This is a genomic window from Microcoleus sp. B4-D4, assembly GCF_036705185.1.
Taxonomy (GTDB): Bacteria; Cyanobacteriota; Cyanobacteriia; order Cyanobacteriales; family Microcoleaceae; genus Microcoleus.
In genome coordinates, this window is sequence record NZ_JAUBTX010000002.1 from 306,297 (window position 1) to 324,011 (window position 17,715).

The 17,715-nt window shown below is 46.6% G+C and carries 14 protein-coding genes; 8 read left to right on the plus strand and 6 right to left on the minus strand.

Annotation, left to right across the window (positions count from 1 at the left end; genetic code table 11):
- The first annotated feature begins 1 nt into the window (after position 1).
- A complete protein-coding gene (locus QUB13_RS03015) occupies positions 2 to 703 on the plus strand; it encodes an alpha-ketoglutarate-dependent dioxygenase AlkB (protein ID WP_333378816.1) in 702 nt (233 codons plus the stop codon).
- A gap of 94 nt (positions 704 to 797) precedes the next feature.
- Here QUB13_RS03015 and QUB13_RS03020 read toward each other — a convergent pair whose 3' ends face one another.
- The 4 genes from QUB13_RS03020 to QUB13_RS03035 all read right to left on the minus strand — a co-directional run bounded on the left by QUB13_RS03020 (position 798) and on the right by QUB13_RS03035 (position 8,639).
- Positions 798 to 1,145 carry a XisI protein gene (locus QUB13_RS03020; protein WP_333378818.1) on the minus strand — a complete coding sequence of 116 codons (348 nt, stop codon included), beginning with the start codon at positions 1,143 to 1,145 and terminating at the stop codon, positions 798 to 800.
- Positions 1,121 to 1,549, minus strand: a complete 429-nt coding sequence (locus tag QUB13_RS03025; protein WP_333301874.1) for an element excision factor XisH family protein — start codon at positions 1,547 to 1,549, stop codon at positions 1,121 to 1,123. The genes QUB13_RS03020 and QUB13_RS03025 overlap by 25 nt, the downstream gene beginning before the upstream one ends.
- Positions 1,550 to 1,708: 159 nt before the next feature.
- Complete coding sequence (locus tag QUB13_RS03030) at positions 1,709 to 4,582, minus strand: zinc-dependent metalloprotease (RefSeq protein WP_333378821.1); 2,874 nt, start codon at positions 4,580 to 4,582, stop codon at positions 1,709 to 1,711.
- A 505-nt stretch (positions 4,583 to 5,087) separates the two neighbouring features.
- A complete protein-coding gene (locus QUB13_RS03035; protein WP_333378823.1) occupies positions 5,088 to 8,639 on the minus strand; it encodes a hypothetical protein in 3,552 nt (1,183 codons plus the stop codon).
- 254 nt (positions 8,640 to 8,893) lie between these two features.
- Between QUB13_RS03035 and QUB13_RS03040 the strand changes: the two genes are divergently transcribed.
- From QUB13_RS03040 to QUB13_RS03070, 7 genes are all read left to right on the plus strand, one after another.
- The gene (locus tag QUB13_RS03040; protein WP_333378825.1) at positions 8,894 to 9,118 is read left to right on the plus strand and encodes a hypothetical protein; all 225 of its coding nucleotides are present in this window, start codon (positions 8,894 to 8,896) and stop codon (positions 9,116 to 9,118) included.
- Between the two features lie 487 nt (positions 9,119 to 9,605).
- Positions 9,606 to 12,725, plus strand: coding sequence for a phosphoenolpyruvate carboxylase (gene ppc, locus QUB13_RS03045; protein WP_333378827.1), 3,120 nt, complete (start codon positions 9,606 to 9,608; stop codon positions 12,723 to 12,725).
- 214 nt (positions 12,726 to 12,939) lie between these two features.
- A complete protein-coding gene (locus QUB13_RS03050) occupies positions 12,940 to 13,224 on the plus strand; it encodes a hypothetical protein (RefSeq protein WP_333378829.1) in 285 nt (94 codons plus the stop codon).
- A 33-nt stretch (positions 13,225 to 13,257) separates the two neighbouring features.
- Positions 13,258 to 13,530: a hypothetical protein gene (locus tag QUB13_RS03055; RefSeq protein ID WP_333378831.1), complete on the plus strand. Its 273-nt coding sequence runs from the start codon at positions 13,258 to 13,260 to the stop codon at positions 13,528 to 13,530.
- A 46-nt stretch (positions 13,531 to 13,576) separates the two neighbouring features.
- A complete protein-coding gene (locus QUB13_RS03060) occupies positions 13,577 to 14,137 on the plus strand; it encodes a Uma2 family endonuclease (protein ID WP_333378833.1) in 561 nt (186 codons plus the stop codon).
- A 201-nt stretch (positions 14,138 to 14,338) separates the two neighbouring features.
- Positions 14,339 to 14,506 (plus strand): hypothetical protein, encoded by a 168-nt coding sequence (locus tag QUB13_RS03065; RefSeq protein ID WP_333378835.1) that lies wholly within the window; start codon positions 14,339 to 14,341, stop codon positions 14,504 to 14,506.
- Between the two features lie 40 nt (positions 14,507 to 14,546).
- Positions 14,547 to 15,854, plus strand: coding sequence for a hypothetical protein (locus tag QUB13_RS03070; protein WP_333378837.1), 1,308 nt, complete (start codon positions 14,547 to 14,549; stop codon positions 15,852 to 15,854).
- Positions 15,855 to 15,966: 112 nt separating this feature from the next.
- On the opposite strand, the gene QUB13_RS03075 is transcribed toward QUB13_RS03070, so the two are convergent.
- Positions 15,967 to 16,533 carry a diheme cytochrome C gene (locus QUB13_RS03075; protein ID WP_333378839.1) on the minus strand — a complete coding sequence of 189 codons (567 nt, stop codon included), beginning with the start codon at positions 16,531 to 16,533 and terminating at the stop codon, positions 15,967 to 15,969.
- A gap of 80 nt (positions 16,534 to 16,613) precedes the next feature.
- Positions 16,614 to 17,522 carry an MBL fold metallo-hydrolase gene (locus tag QUB13_RS03080; protein ID WP_333087645.1) on the minus strand — a complete coding sequence of 303 codons (909 nt, stop codon included), beginning with the start codon at positions 17,520 to 17,522 and terminating at the stop codon, positions 16,614 to 16,616.
- Between the last annotated feature and the right edge of the window lie 193 nt (positions 17,523 to 17,715).

The following is a 17,715-nucleotide window of genomic DNA, read 5'->3' on the forward strand; positions in this document are numbered from 1 at the left end:
TATGGTTAGTTTGAGCAAAAAATCACGCTGTAATAAAAAAACAATTTCAGCCGGAGCGACGCCAGAGTTTCAGCAACTAGAACTAGATTTGTTTCCCAAAATTACCGAAAAAGAAACTACTTATTCTGGAAGCGAAATTGCTGATATAAGCGGGTTCAAGTATGTACCCGATTTCATAACCCAATCCGACCATGATTTTCTACTCAAACAGATAGATAGTCAGCCTTGGCTTTCAGATTTGAAAAGACGAGTGCAGCACTATGGGTATAAGTATAACTATAAGGCACGAGCAATAGATCATTCCCTGCATATAGGCCCATTGCCAGACTGGGCATCAAATTTGGCATACAGGCTATATGATGGAAATATTATCAGTGAACTACCCGATCAAGTTATCGTCAATGAATACCAACCTGGAGAAGGTATCAGCAGCCATATTGATTGTGTACCTTGTTTTACAGACACAATTATTTCTCTAAGTCTTGGCTCTGCTTGTGTTATGAATTTCACAGGAGTACCAACAGGTGAAAAAATACCTGTACTGCTTGAGCCTAGAAGTATCGTTGTCTTAAAAGATGATGCTAGGTATAAATGGACGCACAGTATACCTGCTAGAAAAGTAGATCATTTTCACGGGCAAAAAATTACACGAGAACGCCGTGTTTCCTTAACATTTAGAAAAGTAATAATAACTAAAAATTAATCTAAATCTGAATATGTATTGTAGCATTTGGGCGATAGTTATAAAGGGGAAATTGATTGCTGATATTGTCTAAAATCTTGGTCAAGACGATAAGCTATGCGATCGCATATCCAGTATACTCTCGGACTTCCGGTGGATGGAAAGCAAGAACAATGCAGTCTTTGGGCACGCCAGCGGCGACGAGTTCGTCAGTGATGCCGTCTTCAATCCCATCATAGTGAATCCAGATTTTGTCATTGCGGATTTCGGCGTGAACCACAGTACCATGAACTCGCAGATGATTTTCCCAACCTTCATGTATCAGCATAAAATGGTTGCGATCGCGGCTGACCACCACATAGGTAATCACATCCCCATAAGTATAAGGAATATCCGCATAGTATTGGAGAATTTTCTCCAACGTCTCACGCCATTCGTCTACGGGTTGATTTGCGGTTGCCATTGGATAATCTCCTCCGTGTTTGGGTCAAAAACTATCAGGCGAAAACCTGGTTCTTCTAGCAGCAATTGCCCAGCTTCTTCTTTAAACAACGTTTCAAAGGTGTTGCGATTAACAGCTAGGTATAGACGACGCTCTGGCTCTCGTCTTTGCAGCGTTCTGGCGTACATAAAGAACTGCCCCCAAGCATTTTCGAGGTCATTAATGGGCGAAGGGCCCAGAAAGCTTTTGATCTCGATCGCAATTTTTTCAGACCCTCGTTCAGCCGCAATTAGTTTCTGGGCTCCCAAATCGACAAAAACCGATCGACCCCCAATTTTGAGAATCAGTGGGTCATGAGTGATTGTCCAGCCATCTTTGATGAGGGCGGTGCAGACAGTATCGTGATAAAGGTCTTTGGCTGGCATAAGGGCTGTTCTGTTTAAGTTCCCTGTATATCTATCGTATACGACACAAGTTCCGAATTATTTTAACTTGACTAAGATTCTCAGAAACCGGGTTTTTGAGCAAATCTTCGATGCTCTAACGAAATATTATCGTAAAAACCCGGTTTCTGAACCCCCAAATTAATTCGACTGAATCTGCGAATTCAAAACCTTAGAAATTCGATCGCGCGTTTCCTCCAAATGAGCCCGCGTATAAGCATCCGCATTCCGATCCAAATTCCGAATACTCTTGCTCAAACCCTCCCGCAACTGTCGCAACTCGTACCAAGCCAGAGTCCGCGCATCTTCAGGAGCACTGGTTTTTCGCAGCACCATTCCCATCAAAATTGCTAAATGTTCCCGCTGCAAAGAACGCCGAAAAGTTGAAATTTGCATCTTCTTTTCCGGCTGCAAAACCTCTTTCCAAATATCCTTTTGCAAAGTATCGAACAATTCCGGCAACCTCAAAGCAGTTTCCGGTGCTGATTTTAACTCGACATCCCGCAGTCGCGCCAGTCGCGTAGGAGATAGCAAAACCCGCAGCACAAACCGCTGCAAAAAAGTAATTCGATCGCCGATCGGGTAATCTAGAGGAAACACCAAAGCCGAACTTCCCAAGGGAGCCCAACGCGAAGGTGCTAATTTATTCAGCAAATCCGGCGCAAAACTAAAGGCATCCGGGGCAAATACGTACTTGTCCAATGTAGCCAAAGCTTCTCGCTGCTGAGAAAGTTCGATCGGCACAAACGGCAATTTCCCATTACTATCTCCAGGGCGAATCCGATTAAACGACTGTCCGCCGACGTACAAAGTAGCATTCATCACCTGATTGACATAATACCCAAACAGCGAATCAAACATCACCCGCAGTTCGTTATAACCCTCTTCCCCAGCCGGAATTCGCTTTTCTAAACGCTTCCACATCGCCCTAGCATTATCCATTTGCCATTGCGAATACGTCAGCATATTACCGCTGAGATCGAAGCTATTCGCAGCGGGATCGAGATTATCAACAGTATCCTCATCCGGCGCGTAAGCTAATTGCGGTTCCCCCGCGCGGCTAGCAATTTGTTGCAGCGCCCTTAAATCGCTGTTGGGGTTTGTGCCCCCAAGAACTTTGTAACCGTACTCGATCGCCCAATCATCATAAGGCCCTACAATCGTTGGATAATAGTCGCCCTGCACAGTTCCCGGAGGTGCCAAATTAATCGGCAGGTAATCCATCACCGATGCAGTTAAACCCTTAGTGCGAGTTACCTGAGTATTGTTCAACTCCTCCGGTTGCAGCATCGTACTGCCGTGAAAATTGTGCCTCAAACCGAGAGTATGACCGACTTCGTGCGCCGTCAAAAATCGGATATATTCATTAACATAATTGTCAATTGTCGCACTGTTAGGCGCTGCATTTTCCAACAGATCCATCGACATTGCCCCGATCGCAAATTGCCTGCTCGATTCCAACCCAAAACACATATCCGAACTCGACATCAAGCGCGACAAAGGCGATCGTTTTTGCTCTTGATATCTTTCCACCAAAGTCGGCAAATCATCAGCAATTCCACCTTGAGAATTTTCTCCGCTGCTTTTTCCCAAATCCCCATTTTCTAGAACATTCAAATAACGCGAATATATTCCGAACTGACAAGGACTCGTATTAGAGCCGTTGCGCCCTTGAAAACTCCTCGCTAGCGATCGATTTTGTTCTGCCAAAGACCGATAGCCCTGTTTAATTTGCCGGACGATATCAGCATCCAACAGAATGTCAGCATCCAAAATTTCCCCAGTCAGCGGGTTAGTGCGAGACGGCCCAATGCCTGCAAAATCCGACTCAAAAGAACTAGACCACCTAATAGTATTGTAACGGACATCTGTCGGGTCCCATTTAGCATTGTCCGGCATTTGTTTGACCTGAATTGCCTCAGTAAAACCTGCTTTTTTAAAAGCTTTATTCCACTCCAAAATGCCCTCGCGAATAGCATTTCGGTACTCTACAGGCACATTATTTTCAATCCAAAACACAATCGGCTGCACCGGAGGCGACATCGGCGCGGATGGGATTTGCTTTTGCAAATGCCAGCGATTAATATAGCGCACAAAAGGGTCGCGGCCGCTCTTGTCAGAAAAGTCTTTATATGTTGTGATAAAATAGCCAACTCGCTCGTCTGCAAGTCTGGGGCGGTAGCCATTATTGATCGGCACTTCCGAGAAACTGTAGTGAATGCGGAGGTTAAAAGCCCGACTGTCGGGAATCGAAGGTAAATAGTTAACCGCACTGTCATTATCGCTGGAAAAACCGTACATAGAAGCAATTTCTACATTCAGCGGAAACGCTTTCACATCTTTAAAATAAGATTTGTCTTCATCGATCGAGTAAGAAGCGCCCAAAATCATCGGTAAAATTGCTTTTATCCCTGGTAAATCGCGCTTGTCGCTCATCAGCAAATCGCCTAAGTCGATCAGCAGAGTTTGCCTTTGGGGATGAATGCTTTTGAGCGGCAAAGAATAGAGGATAGACTCACTAAAAGCCCTTTCCACCGAACCCGCCTGCGGATCGCCCGGACTGGTGCGAAAATTGATATTCGGTATGACAAACTGCACGTTATTTTGGATTCGCCGCAGTTGAAACAAGAAATCGCCGATCGGCAATCCGCTAAAAATGCCGCCTTCCCCCAAACCAGACGCCAATGTGACGAAACACAGGAACTTTTTGTCTAGTTGTTGCGGTGTAATTTCGAGATAAACTTTATTAGTTGCTTGATTGCGGTAAAGGGTAAACAATCCCTCTAACTTTTGGGCATCTTTGACAACTTGATCGAAAGGTTGTAGAGCTTGCTGTTGGCTAGTTTGTTCTTTGCCAGGGGGCGGCGCTGATAAAGCCCAATTTAAAAATAAACCTTTATACAAACTAAACAGGAAAAATGCTAGAGATAATATAAAAAATATTAAAGGGAGATTTTTTCGGGGATTTTTTATCTGTATATTTTTGCTAATTTTAGGAAATGTCAATCTTTTCATGTTGAGTATTCCGCTGCCGGAAATGATAGTTTTGAGATTGTCGCGGAGCGTGAGTTATATCGATTCCAGTTACACGAGCGACATGATTGTTGACTGTTGATTGTTGATTGTTGACTGTTGACTGTTGACTGTTGATTGTTGACTGTTGACTCGCGGTTGAAAAACTGAATGGTTGAGTGTTAAGCTGTTGCGGCATTTAAACTGTATGTCAAAAAACAATAAAACAATGAGTGGGGTGGCCAGGAGAACCCGTCCTGAATATGCAATGTTTATTTGCGCGACAGCTTAACTGTTGACTCGATTTTATTATTCCGATGCAACCGGAAACGATTTCAATCAATTAATGTCAACTCCGATGAATTACCCGCAATCGAGAGGTTCCATCGAGAGGAGTGCAAGTCCTCTGATTTTGAGGAAAACTCACGTTGCTGTCGATCGAACCAATTTTAGTGCGGTAGCGACAGCGGAGACGAGCTAACTTCTAAAATAACTCAAAACTCTTTCATTACCTCTTCGCCGGCCAGGGAATCATCGGATCTTGAGCTAACCGCTTAGAAACTGCAACAGCACCGTAACGGTTGAGGTGGCTGGGGTCGGAAAAAGATTCCCGCGCCTGGGGCCACAATAAACTATCATCTCGAAAAATTAGTCCGGTTTGAGCTGCTAATTGTTGCATATATTCCCGGAATTCTTGTTCGTAAGCAGCCCGCACTGGGTCTAAATAATCGACCGTTAGGGGCATATTCACAAACACGAGGTTGATGTTGCGAACTTTGCTAAATTCGATCAGATTTTTGAGTGCTACAGTTTGTTCGCCTGACAATTTAAAATCTTGATAGTCGGAGTCGTAATAGCCAGATACTTTCGGGTGTTTTTGAAAGTAAGTATCGGGATTGAAGCGTATGTCGATCGGCAAAAAGCCGTTTGGTTGAAAATCGCTTGTTTTTTTACCCGCAACAACAGGCTGGGGTTTTTCAGTTGTTTGTTTCTCTCCAGCGGTTTGGGGGGTGTCGATCGCCACAGGGGCCGAGGGATTCGCGATCGATCGCAAAAACTCCTTAAGCCGATCGCGCTTTTTGTAAGTTGCAGAACTCTCGATCAACTTTTGACTCAACAATTGTTGAACCTTAGCTTGACTTTGTTCCAAATTCTGCACCAATTCACCCGCAGTCGCCACCGGATTGCTGGCGGTTTCTTTTGATGTTGGGGATTCTAATTGAGTGGTGCGGATCAGAAAACTGCCCCGAGACAATTGTCTGTAACCTTCCGAAGAAGTGATCGCGCTAAAAGTCAAATCCGGCCGCCCGCTGTTGAGAGCCCTCGCCCCATCCGCCAACACAATCAATTTCGGCAGTTGTTCTGGCGGCAAAATCCGACGGACGATCGAATCTACAACCTGCAGAGTAGCCCCATTCACCCCAAAATTGTAAGCCTTCAGCCCCGGATAACCTCCAGATGCCAAAGCAGTTTCCAAAACCGCCGGATCAATGCCGCGCAGAGCCCTCGAACTGCCTACAATCAAGATATCCGGCGGTTTTTGGTGTTCGCGGATGTACTCTTGATAGCGCGCTATTTGTGCGTCTAGCTGCTCGCTTCTCAAAGTCGGGAATACTGGAATTGTAGAAACATCAGCCACAGGAACGCTATTATTCCCCGGTTTTGTAAACCCAGAACCGTTGAAAGCCTCTTCCCGATTCGCCAAGGGCGATGGTTCCAGCGGGATTTGAGGCAAATTTACCTCCCCAGAAGAGCTATCCGGGTTCGGGGATTCGGCGCTAGAGAGCGAGGTTTGAGCGTCGCTAAAAGGCTTGGGAGATGAATTTTGACAATTCGGGCCGCTGCAAACTTCCGAGGTGCTAGGAGCTTGACTAACCGTCGCAGAAGGCAGGAACTGACCGAGTAACCAATCGGTACTGAAAGTCAGCAGACAACCGGCGATCGCCCACATCAAAGCCTTTCGGGCCGCGCGATCGGCTTTCGCACCATCCCGCGCCGGCGCAGTGGACAAACCGCCGCCCAGAACAAACAAACCCGAAGCCACAAGCGGTTGCACTGCAGCTTGAACAAACTGCTCGCCCAGCTTATATCCTGGGAGCGTGATTTTGAAGCCGCTGCGCCAGGAGTCGGCAGCCGGAGCATCAAACACCAAATTGTCACCCAAACCAGAAAAACTCCCATCCTCCGCCACCGCAAATTCCGGCACCGCTTCCTTTTCCATAACCGCCAGTTGCGAGGGAGCCGGTGCGATCGCCTGCGCCTGCGTTGATGGCTCGTCAACTGCCGCCCGGAGGTCGATTCCGTAGCGCCACAAAGGCAGTTTCTGGCCGGCACGGCGTCCATAGACTCGTACCGCAGCCACTCCCGGAATTTGTAGCTGCCGCAAAAATTTAACCACCGGCGGCCCTACCTTCGATTGAGAAGGGCAAGTCAGAGCTTCAGTCATGACGTGCAGCACGTTGGCTTTGTGCATGGCCACAGCCCGAATCCCTCCGGTTTCGAGCTTGCGCTTGAGATTGGGATTGAGAAACCTGTTGAGCAAAAAAGTCAAGGCTAATTGATCGCCTTCGGCCGCCAATGCTCTGGGGCTGGCAGCTAAGTCTGGGTGGTGGGCTGCAGGCAAGTCCACCCATTCGATCCACACCGGCGACTCTGGTTCCGTCTTGCTGTCGGTGACTGGTTCTACGCCGTAAATCGCAGCGGCGCGGATGCCTTGGGGCGCGAAAGAGGCTAGCAAAGGGGCGATCGCCTCGGTGGTTGGCTGCTTGTCGGGGTACTCTTGCCTTTTAAGTTTTTGTCCTTTTTTGGTAGTTTTGCTGCAAAACAGGTGCAGGGTTGCTTCTTTGAGGGTGGCGCGCACTTCGACTCTCGATGCCGCCAAGTGTTGGTTTAGCAGTTTGGCGATCGACTGTACGTCTCCCCAGCGAGCCCATTCTTTGAGAATTGTATCCGGTGGGGTCAAATCCACCCGCAGCACCCAGTCTGGCTTTGCTTCGCCTGCAACTTGGCTGCCGATGGCTGCTTCTACGAAACCTTCTAGTTTGAGTTTCCGCAGCCTGCCGGCGATCGGTTCTGCTAGCAAGGAGGGGTCTGGGCTGTAGGCTGACTCGCACAGCACCAGCAGCCGCCGTTTCTTGGGCTTGAGATTTTCCTCTGGATTCGATTGCAGCGTTTCCCGGCTGGTTTTGAGTTCTTTTTCGCGAATGCTGACTTTCACCGAAACTCCCATCGGCCCGAGGATTTCGCTGAGATAGCTGGCGATCGCATCTGGATAGCCCAAGCGCGCCAAACTTTCCGGCGAAACCGTCAATGTGCCACCGCTCTCGCTGTCGCCAAAGTCTGTTTCGGGGGATTGAATTAAAGCCACCGCGCCTCGGCTTCCTTGCATTATCGATGATTTTTCCGTTTTGTGCGGGGCGGTGGGGGGACTGAAAGCTTCCTGTGTTGCCGAAGTGTCGATCGTCACCGGGGCAGTTTCAAAAACCTCTGGATATTCAATGCGGGAGGCGATGGGGAGACTTTCTGCGTCAAAATCGAGTTCTTCCCGCACCTGTGGCGGTTGGGCCGGGGTTTCTACGGGTTCAGGTTTCTGTTTTAGTTTGCGGTTGTCATTTTTGAATTTGCCAAAGAATCCGCCCTTTTTAGGACTTGTTGGCGGTTCGCCGTCGGGGGGACTTGCTTGCGCCACTGGGGAAACTTTTGGTTGCTGTCGCTGTTGCTGCTGTTGCTGCTGCTGCTGTTGCTCTTTGATACTGCTGCAATCAAGTCGGACTGTCCAATCATTTTGTCTGGAACCGAGTTTGCGTCCGCACAGAAACAACTGGTAAATTTTAGATTGCTCTGGCAACAGTCGCGTTAAATCAGTTTGTTCGATCGCGCGCGTAAATCTCGCCGTCACCAATTCCTGAGACGGACACTGCGCTGCTTCGCACAGAATATGCAGATGATTTCCGCGCAAACGAGCTTGTACCTGCACTTCAGGAAGCCCTAAAGCTTCTTGCGCCCACTGCGACGCGGCCGGTCGATTGTCTGCCAATATACTCCCGTTCGCATTCAACATGGGACTTTAAATTTTGTCAAAGCTGGTTTTGTTTTCTACAGATAGCACAGTTTACAAGTTTTACATACAAGTATTTTCTTTGCCGAGTGTAAACCGTTTCGCGAGATTAATTCCTCGGCTGGACTTGGTGCAGACTCTTGTTGGCTTGCAGGCTGCGAAAAAAGTCGGCTCTTGCTCACCTGGCCGGTGACGAGTCAAGCCTCCTTCCTTCTGCTGTAAACTGAGGATAATTAATAAATAATACAGGAGAATTTATGCCGTCGGAAAACCAAGACTTGCCCAAAAATCAAACACTCAACAGTCCAAAGTTACCAATTCCCTCAGATATTTTATTGAGTTCGATCGCCTTACCGATGCTGGGCGGCTTGCTGGTGGCCAGTGCTGCTGCTGAGTTTGTGCGGTCGATCGGCATTGAAAGCGAAGAAGTATTTCGGGGATCGCGCCTCCCGGTGCTCCAATTTCCTCGATCGCAGCAGTAGAAAGCCCGACAGAAGCTCGCAGTTAATTTTTTTACCATAAAGCTTGACAATCAGTAAAATTTGTGATAATGAAATTGGTCTTTGCTCCTATTTTATAGCGGTTCTCCAGCGTGGTGAGGTATGCCCTGTTTGGCCACTGCCCACCCTTCGACTTCGCTCTTCGGACAAGATGCCCAATGCCCAATGCTCAATGCCCAATGCCCTGTTTGCCCAATGCCCAATGCCCGTCGGGTACCTCATATGAGAGCTTGAAAGGCTCTATACATAAGTGGCTTCTGCATAGCGTACCTTCGCACCAGATGATTAGTTTCAAAACAGAAGGAAAGGCATCTTGTCGGCCATCCAAAGCCTGACAGTCAAAAGTTATCAGCAATCGCCAATCGTAAATTGTATAAGTTGTCTCAAATTTGACGGCAAAGAAAAGAATTTTAGGCGAAACTAAACCATACAATTTTCTAGACACCCGCAGCAATTGAGGAACAGCCCGATGAGTTCAGTCCTCCAATCTTCAGAACAGGCTATTGATGCAACATCTATTCCCCATTCTGCCGCTTACTCAAAATCAGATTTGTTTCTACGCAATCGCCTCAAAGTAGTAGAGGACTTGTGGAAATCGGTGATCCGACAGGAGTGCGGGCAGGAATTGGTAGATTTGCTCCAACAAATGCGATCGTTCAATTCCTCCGAGGGACAAGCCACTAACTTTCGCGAATCGAATGTGGTACAGCTAATCGAAAAGCTCGATCTCAACGCCGCCATCCGGGCCGCGCGGGCTTTTGCGCTGTATTTTCAGTTGATCAACATTGTCGAACAGCACTACGAACAGCGAGACCAACAGCTAGCTTACACTGGCAGCAACGACGCTGGCGGGCGAATGTTTGCTAAGCTGCCGGGACAAGCCAAAGATGCGCCCGATCGCCCGCGGCACAGGGAAGGCCCAGCCCAAACGGCTCCTCGCGGTGCAGACAGCAGCGAGGCGATTACCAAAGACGCCGGAACATTTCACGAATTGTTCCCCATGCTGCTGCGCTTGAACGTACCTAGCCAGCAAATCCAGCGCTTGATCGATCAGTTGGACATCCGCCTAGTATTTACCGCTCACCCGACGGAAATTGTCCGCAACACGATCCGCACCAAGCAGCGGCGAATGGCAAAGATTCTCCAAAAGCTAGACCAAGTTGACGAGAAATTTCAGGGAATGGGCACGAACTCTGAAAGCCCCTATCCGGTGTCTTGCTGGGAAGCGGCGAATCTCCAAGAGCAACTGATGGAAGAAATTCGCCTCTGGTGGCGTACTGACGAGCTGCACCAATTCAAACCAACTGTGCTTGACGAGGTGGAGTACACTCTCCACTACTTCGACGAAGTGCTGTTTGATGCTATTCCCGAACTCTACCACCGCTTAAAGCAAGCGCTGCACGCTTCTTACCCCTACCTGAAACCGCCTAGTTACAATTTTTGCAAGTTCGGTTCTTGGGTGGGTTCCGACAGAGATGGTAATCCTTCTGTTACCCCGAAAGTTACTTGGCAAACTGCTTGCTATCAGCGCCATTTAGTGATGTGCAAGTATATCAATGCGGTGAAGCGGCTCAACGAATTATTGAGTTTGTCGCTGCACTGGAGCGACGTATTGCCGGAATTGCTCGACTCTCTCGATCGCGACAAATCGGAATTTCCCGATGTTTACGAACAGTGGGCGATCCGCTACCGTCAAGAACCTTACCGCTTGAAGCTGGCCTACGTGCTGCAGCGACTGGAAAATACGCGTGATCGTAATTGGCGGCTGTACAAAGGAGACGAGTCGCAGCGCGAGCGCGAAGCTTTGTCGGAACAACCAGTCTTGACCGGCATTTATCGATCGGGCGCTGAGTTTTTAGCAGAGTTGCAGTTAATCGAACGCAATTTAGTCGAAACAGGTTTGAGCTGTCGGGACTTAGAAAATCTGCTTTGTCAAGTAGAAATTTACGGATTTAACTTGGCTTACCTAGACATCCGCCAAGAGTCCACAGTACACTCCGACACTTTGAGCGAAATTGCGGAATACTTGCAAATTTTGCCCAAATCTTACAATCAAATGTCGGAATGCGATCGAGTTATTTGGCTCGCAACCGAACTGCAAACTCGCCGCCCTTTAATTCCCACAGAACTGCCATTTTCTCCCAAAACTTGCGAGACAATTAATACCTTCCGAGTCTTGCGACAAATGCAGCAGGAGTTTGGCCCCGAAATTTGCGAAACTTACGTCATCAGCATGAACCACGATGTCAGCGATTTGCTGGCAGTTTTGCTGTTAGCAAAAGAATCGGGACTGTACGATCCCTCGACAGGAATTAGCACCATTCAAGTAGTGCCCCTGTTTGAAACCGTCGAAGATTTGAAAAAAGCCCCAGAAGTAATGCAGCAGCTATTCGATCTGCCGCTTTATCGGGCTTTGCTAGCGGGAGGATACGCGCAGGAAGTAGCGGAAACAAGCGAACAAAATCCATCAAACCAAATCCACCCAATCAAATTGCAAGAGGTGATGCTGGGCTATTCCGACAGCAATAAAGATTCTGGTTTCCTCAGCAGCAATTGGGAAATTCAGAAAGCTCAAAAAGCTTTGCAAGTGGTTGCTGAAAAACACGGTGTGGAATTGCGGATTTTTCACGGCCGGGGCGGCTCTGTAGGGCGTGGCGGCGGGCCTGCTTACAAGGCGATTTTGGCTCAACCAGGAAAGAGTATTAGCGGGCGAATCAAGATTACCGAACAAGGGGAAGTTTTGGCTTCTAAATATTCTTTACCGGAGTTGGCGCTTTACAATTTGGAAACTGTGGCGGCGGCGGTAATTCAAGCTAGCTTGCTGCACGCTGGTTTTGACGGGATCGACCCTTGGAATCAGATTATGGAGGAATTGTCGGTCAAATCGCGATCGCACTACCGTCATTTAATTTACGAACAGCCGGATTTAGTTGATTTCTTCCATCACGTTACCCCGATACAAGAAATCAGTCAGTTGCAAATTAGTTCTCGTCCGGCCCGTCGCGGCGGCAAGAAAGACATCAGCGGTTTGCGAGCAATTCCGTGGGTGTTTAGCTGGACTCAAAGCCGATTTTTAGTGCCTTCTTGGTACGGTGTCGGCACAGCTTTGCAAGAGTTTTTGCTGGAAGAACCGGAAGAACATTTAAAACTTTTGCAGTATTTCTACTTGAAGTGGCCATTTTTTAGAATGGTAATTTCTAAGGTCGAAATGACTTTATCTAAGGTGGATTTACAGATTGCGGATCACTACGTGCGGGAGTTAGGTTTGCCGGCGGACAGGGAGCGTTTCAACGCTTTATATGAGCAAATTGCGGCGGAATTTTACTTGATTCGGGATTTAGTTTTAACTATTACCGGACACCAGCATTTGTTAGACGGAGATCCGTCTTTGCAGCGATCGGTACAGTTGCGAAATGCCACGATTGTGCCTTTAGGTTTGTTGCAGGTTTCGCTGCTGAAACGCTTGCGGCAGCACGGTAATGGCGGAGTTCCGGGGGTGATTCACTCGCGTTACAGCAAGGGTGAATTGTTGCGGGGTGCGCTGTTGACGATTAACGGTATTGCTGCGGGGATGCGGAATACTGGCTAGGGAAATAGTTTTGAGCACTAGCGACGTGATATAGAGGACACGGCAGTGCCGTGTCCCTACCCTGATTAATTGTAGGGAAACGGCACTGCCGTTTCCTAGCTATGGGTAATATTAATTCTGAGGCTACCGGATTTGATATTAGTGGTAACGTGCGCCTCGGCGCACCCTGCTACTGGTAGTTTCAGAATTCGCGCTATTCTAGCTGAGATTTTTTATGTCTAAACGCAAACAGTCTGAAGGTTGTCGCCCGATGCTGCGGCGCACTTTTTTATTTTTAACGAGCTTAGCTTTGGCGCGGGTTGTGACTGACTATTTGGCGATCGCCCAAAACCGAGATAGTTTCTTAACTCTCACGGGCCAACTGTGGCAAAAGTTACTCGCTTTTTTATCAAGTATACAATCAAATCAAACTCCTCAACCTCTGCCCAGTAATCCCATCGTTAAATCCGCGAAAACTCCTCAAACTCTGCCTAGTAATCCCATCATTAAATCGCCATAAACTACTAAAAAAAACGACACAAATTCTCCTTTTGTGCAGTCTAAACATCAAATTATCAAACGTTCCGCTAAGCAACTAAAACCTATACAACCTATCGGCTGTTTTGAAGCGATGAACTTGGACGGGGGCGCTTCCGTGGGTTTGGCTCATCAAGGGCAGATTTTATTGCCGCCGGGACGGAATTTGACGAATGTGCTGGTGGTTTACGATCGCGAATATCCGGCGCCGGCTCAGTTAAAGCAGTCCTGGGAACGCTTTCAAAAGGGCGATCGACCAACGCCCGATAAATCAGTATTTTTCGATTGAATTCGCAATTGCTATAATATGACATCAGCTTTTGCGGGTAAAGATTATGACAGCAACAAGAGAAAAAACCTGGACAGTAGAAGAATATCACCGCATGATTGAAGCTGGTATTCTCAATGAAGGTGATAAGATTGAACTGCTAGATGGGAGAATTGTTGAAATGAGCCCTCAAACACCGCTCCATGCTGGTACAACCCAACGCAGCGATCGATATCTACAACACCTGCTAAGAGATTTAGCAGCAATTCGCGTGCAGTTGCCAATTACCTTAGCGACTTCAGAACCGGAACCAGATATAGCAGTTGTTCGTATCGATCCGGGAGATTATCGCGACCATCACCCAAATCCTAGCGAAATCTTGCTGTTAATTGAGGTTTCCTACTCGACATTACAAATTGACCGCAGGGAAAAAGCCCCGATTTATGCGAGAGCAAATATTGCTGAATATTGGATTTTAGATGTAGTTGGACGCGAGGCATATATTTACCGGAATCCTGCACCGGGAGGCTATCAATCTGAGATGGTTGTTGCAGATAATGCTGTGATTAGAATGCTAGCTTTTCCTGATATTGAAATTAGCTTTTTAGAACTGTTTTTGTCTGTTTAGTTTGTGTTTGAGCTTTAACCGCAGATGGGAGCAGATGAGCGCAGATGGACGCAGATAAAGAGTTAAAACTAAGATGTTTGGGTGTGGTTTAAATCTCAAGGTCGTGGTAAAATGAAGAAATGAATTCAATGGCTTTTTATTTGAAATCTTGAATTATTAGACAAACTTCGGCAGTTATCCCCTGCTGAGAAGTTTCAAATAATGCAGTTATTAATGGCTGAGTTGGCGAAAGAAGAAATGTTAAAACCATTGGATAATGGGGCGGATTATCGTGTTTGGTCGCCTTATAATTATGGTGATGCTGCTCAGAAATTAATCAGCTTATTAGAACAAGAAGAAGCGAAAGAAGAAAATGTTAAATGCTCTTAGCTGTTTCAACAAAAAGCTATAATTGAGGAAATTATTTGTAATGTTAGAATTCTCTTTAGAAAATCTTTCCGAAAAAATACATTACGGCAAGACAAAAGATTATTTTCAAGAAGTTCTATCTTCGTACCACAATGGCAACTATCGTTCCGCAGTGGTAATGCTTTGGTCTGTCGCTGTTTGTGACATAGTTTATAAACTTGGAGATCTTGTTGATTTATATGAAGACACAGTTGCAAAATCAATTCTTGATGAGCTTACAACATTACAAAAGGGTGATTCCAAATCATCCTTGTGGGAAGTTAAACTGATTGACGATACCCATGCAAAGACAAATCTGTTGGATAACTCAGAATATGAAAATCTGCGATATCTTCAAAAGCAACGCCATCTATCCGCTCACCCTATATTAGACTCAGATAAACAATTACATACACCTAACAAAGAAACTGTGAGGGCGCTGATTAGAAATACTCTGGAGGATTTGCTTATAAAGCCACCTTTCCACACGAAAAAAATAATTGACGAACTTGTAAAGAATATTGCGGAAGCAGCGCCAGCACTTAATACTAGACAAAAAGTAAAAAAATATCTAGAAAGTCGATATTTAAGTAAACTTAAACCTCAAGCTGAACTTTCTATTTATAGAAGTTTGTGGAAGTTTGTATTTAAGCTGGACAACGAAGATTGCACAAAAAACAGAGTTATCAATTTGCAAACACTTGAGGTAATCGGAAATCGGAATCCCGAAAGTATTCTCAACCAAATAAAAGGAGAGAAAGACTATTATAGTAATGTTTCATCGAGTTCGCTCCCTTTGGTTTTTTTAGTACTTTATTTGTCAAAAAATCCTAAAATTTACGATCTTCTTAATGAAGATGCGAAACTTAAAATACAGCATAAGGTTAAAACTAGCAACACAGCCAAAATCTTGGGATGGTTTGTAAAGGAGAATTTACAGGTACACTATGAAGACATCTTATTTTTGATAGAAAATGATATTAACTTCTATTTTGTCGAATTAAAAAATTTGCTTGAGATAGCTGATACAGAAGAGTGGCAACATTTATTTTGTCGCATACTATCTAGTTATTACTGTGCTAGCAAAAGATTTGATGAGGCAAACTCTCGATTTCAGGAAGCCATATCTCCTTACCTTGAATTCTTTGATAAAGAGGCAATAGTGTTTTTGATTGAGCGAATTGAACAAAATGATCAGGTGTATGGGCGCGGAAAAGCAAAAAAAGAACACAAAGAAATCAAGAAAAAGCTTTTTCAATTACACGGACAGGAATTCGACTTGAACCCTTACCCAAATTTCAAGAAAACTGTGATGGAAGATGAAGGCTAAGTCAGCTAACTAATCAAAAAACCTCCTCATCCGCTTTCGGGGGATAAACGCACGACCGAATCTGCCCGCATAACGCCGCTACTCAATGGTTTGTTGATAAGTCCTGCACTCCCTACGGAGAGTTTTCCCACTCCGGGGTAAGCTTGCGGAAATTGTATTTAGATGCACCGGGGTGACAAGTAACGCAACTGCTGAGATTTGCTGGTTGCGGCAGCTTGACTCTGGGGTGCAAAGCTTTGAAATAGCGAGAGTTGGCGGCTCGGTAGGGGAGGTCTTCTTCTTTGGGTTGGGGACGCGAAAAAGTTTGCAGGTAGTTCCACACTAGGAGGCGGGGCGGGTCTACTAGCAGTTTGATGGTTTGTCCGTAGTGTTCTGGGTCTTGCAACAACCTGCGCCAGGTTTCTGTTGGCAATACTTGCGGCGGTAAACCTATGTGACAGGTGGCGCAGTTTTCGAGGTACAGTTGCTGTCCGAGTTGGTAGCGTTCGGGGATGCGATCGACAGTGCCGATATCTTCCCCTGTAGAAATTTGAGCCAGGAGCGCGGGAGTGTGGGAGCCGGCAGTCTGTGCTGCCACCCATCCACCTCCGGTACAACAGACAATTATCAACACTAGCAACGTTGAGTAAAGCCTCACCCAGCCACGAAAGCGACGCTTGAGGTAAATTTTGTGGTTCATTGTGTTTTATGCCTTCAGGCTGCTATTTTTTGCGGTCTGGAGGCGGTTTTTTCGCAGCTCGCACGGACTCGATTTGTTGCCTAAATCACTGGTATGGTCATGCCTTCGCGGGCCAAGCAGCTATCGGCAAAAACTGATTGCACGTCTGCTTCGACACGATCGAGAAAATTGTCGTCATGACTAGGATCGTGGTGAAACATTACAATCTTTTTGACTCCCGCAGCTTTTGCTATTTCTACTCCTGCTTGCCAAGTCGAGTGTCCCCAGCCGACTTTCGGGTTTTTGAAGTCGTAATACTCTTCGTTGGTGTAGTTAGCATCATAAATTAGCACGTCGGCGTCGCGGGCTAGGTGTACGACATTCTCGTCGAGGCGATCGGGAAAATGCTCTGTATCGGTGCAGTAGACAGCCGTGTGTCCTTGCCAAGTAACTCGATATCCGATCGCAGTATTGGGGTGATTGAGCAGTGCTGTTTCTATTTTCACATCGTCGAGTTCGAGAATATCCCCTGGCGTCAAATCGTTAAATTTGAGTTCTGACTGCATCACCTGAATGGGAACTGGAAAATTGGGGTGGTGCATTTGATCGGCAAGACGCTGTTTGATTGTAGTGCCGTTGGGGGCGATCGCTCCGTAAATGTGAAAGCAGTTCCCCGGAATAAAAGCAGGAGTAAAAAACGGGAAGCCTTGAATGTGATCCCAGTGAGTGTGACTGAAAAACATATAAGCTTCCACCGGCATTTGTCGCAGCAGATTTAGCCCCAGAACTCGCAAACCGGTGCCGCCGTCAAAAATCAGGCGTTTTTTGCCCAAGCGCATTTCTACGCAAGAGGTGTTACCTCCGTAGCGAATTGTTTTGGTGCCGGGGGTGGCGATGCTGCCCCGCACGCCCCAAAACTGAACTAAAAACTCGGTCAAAGGACTGTTTGAGCTAGTGGCTTTGTTATCGGAAGGCTGTAAATTTGCTTGAGAGGGGGAAGAATCTGACATTTTTTTTTAGGTTTGAGCGCAGGAACTTGGCAATTGAGATTTTTATTTTTATTTTTAGTGTTTAGTTTTTACCTATCTGCTGAGATATAAAACGCTCGATCCCGAAACCAACCGAGTAAAATTTTCTCAAACGTAGAATGCGCTCGCCCGTTTGCTTAGAATTTGCTATCGATCTTACTCTACGAGTAGTATT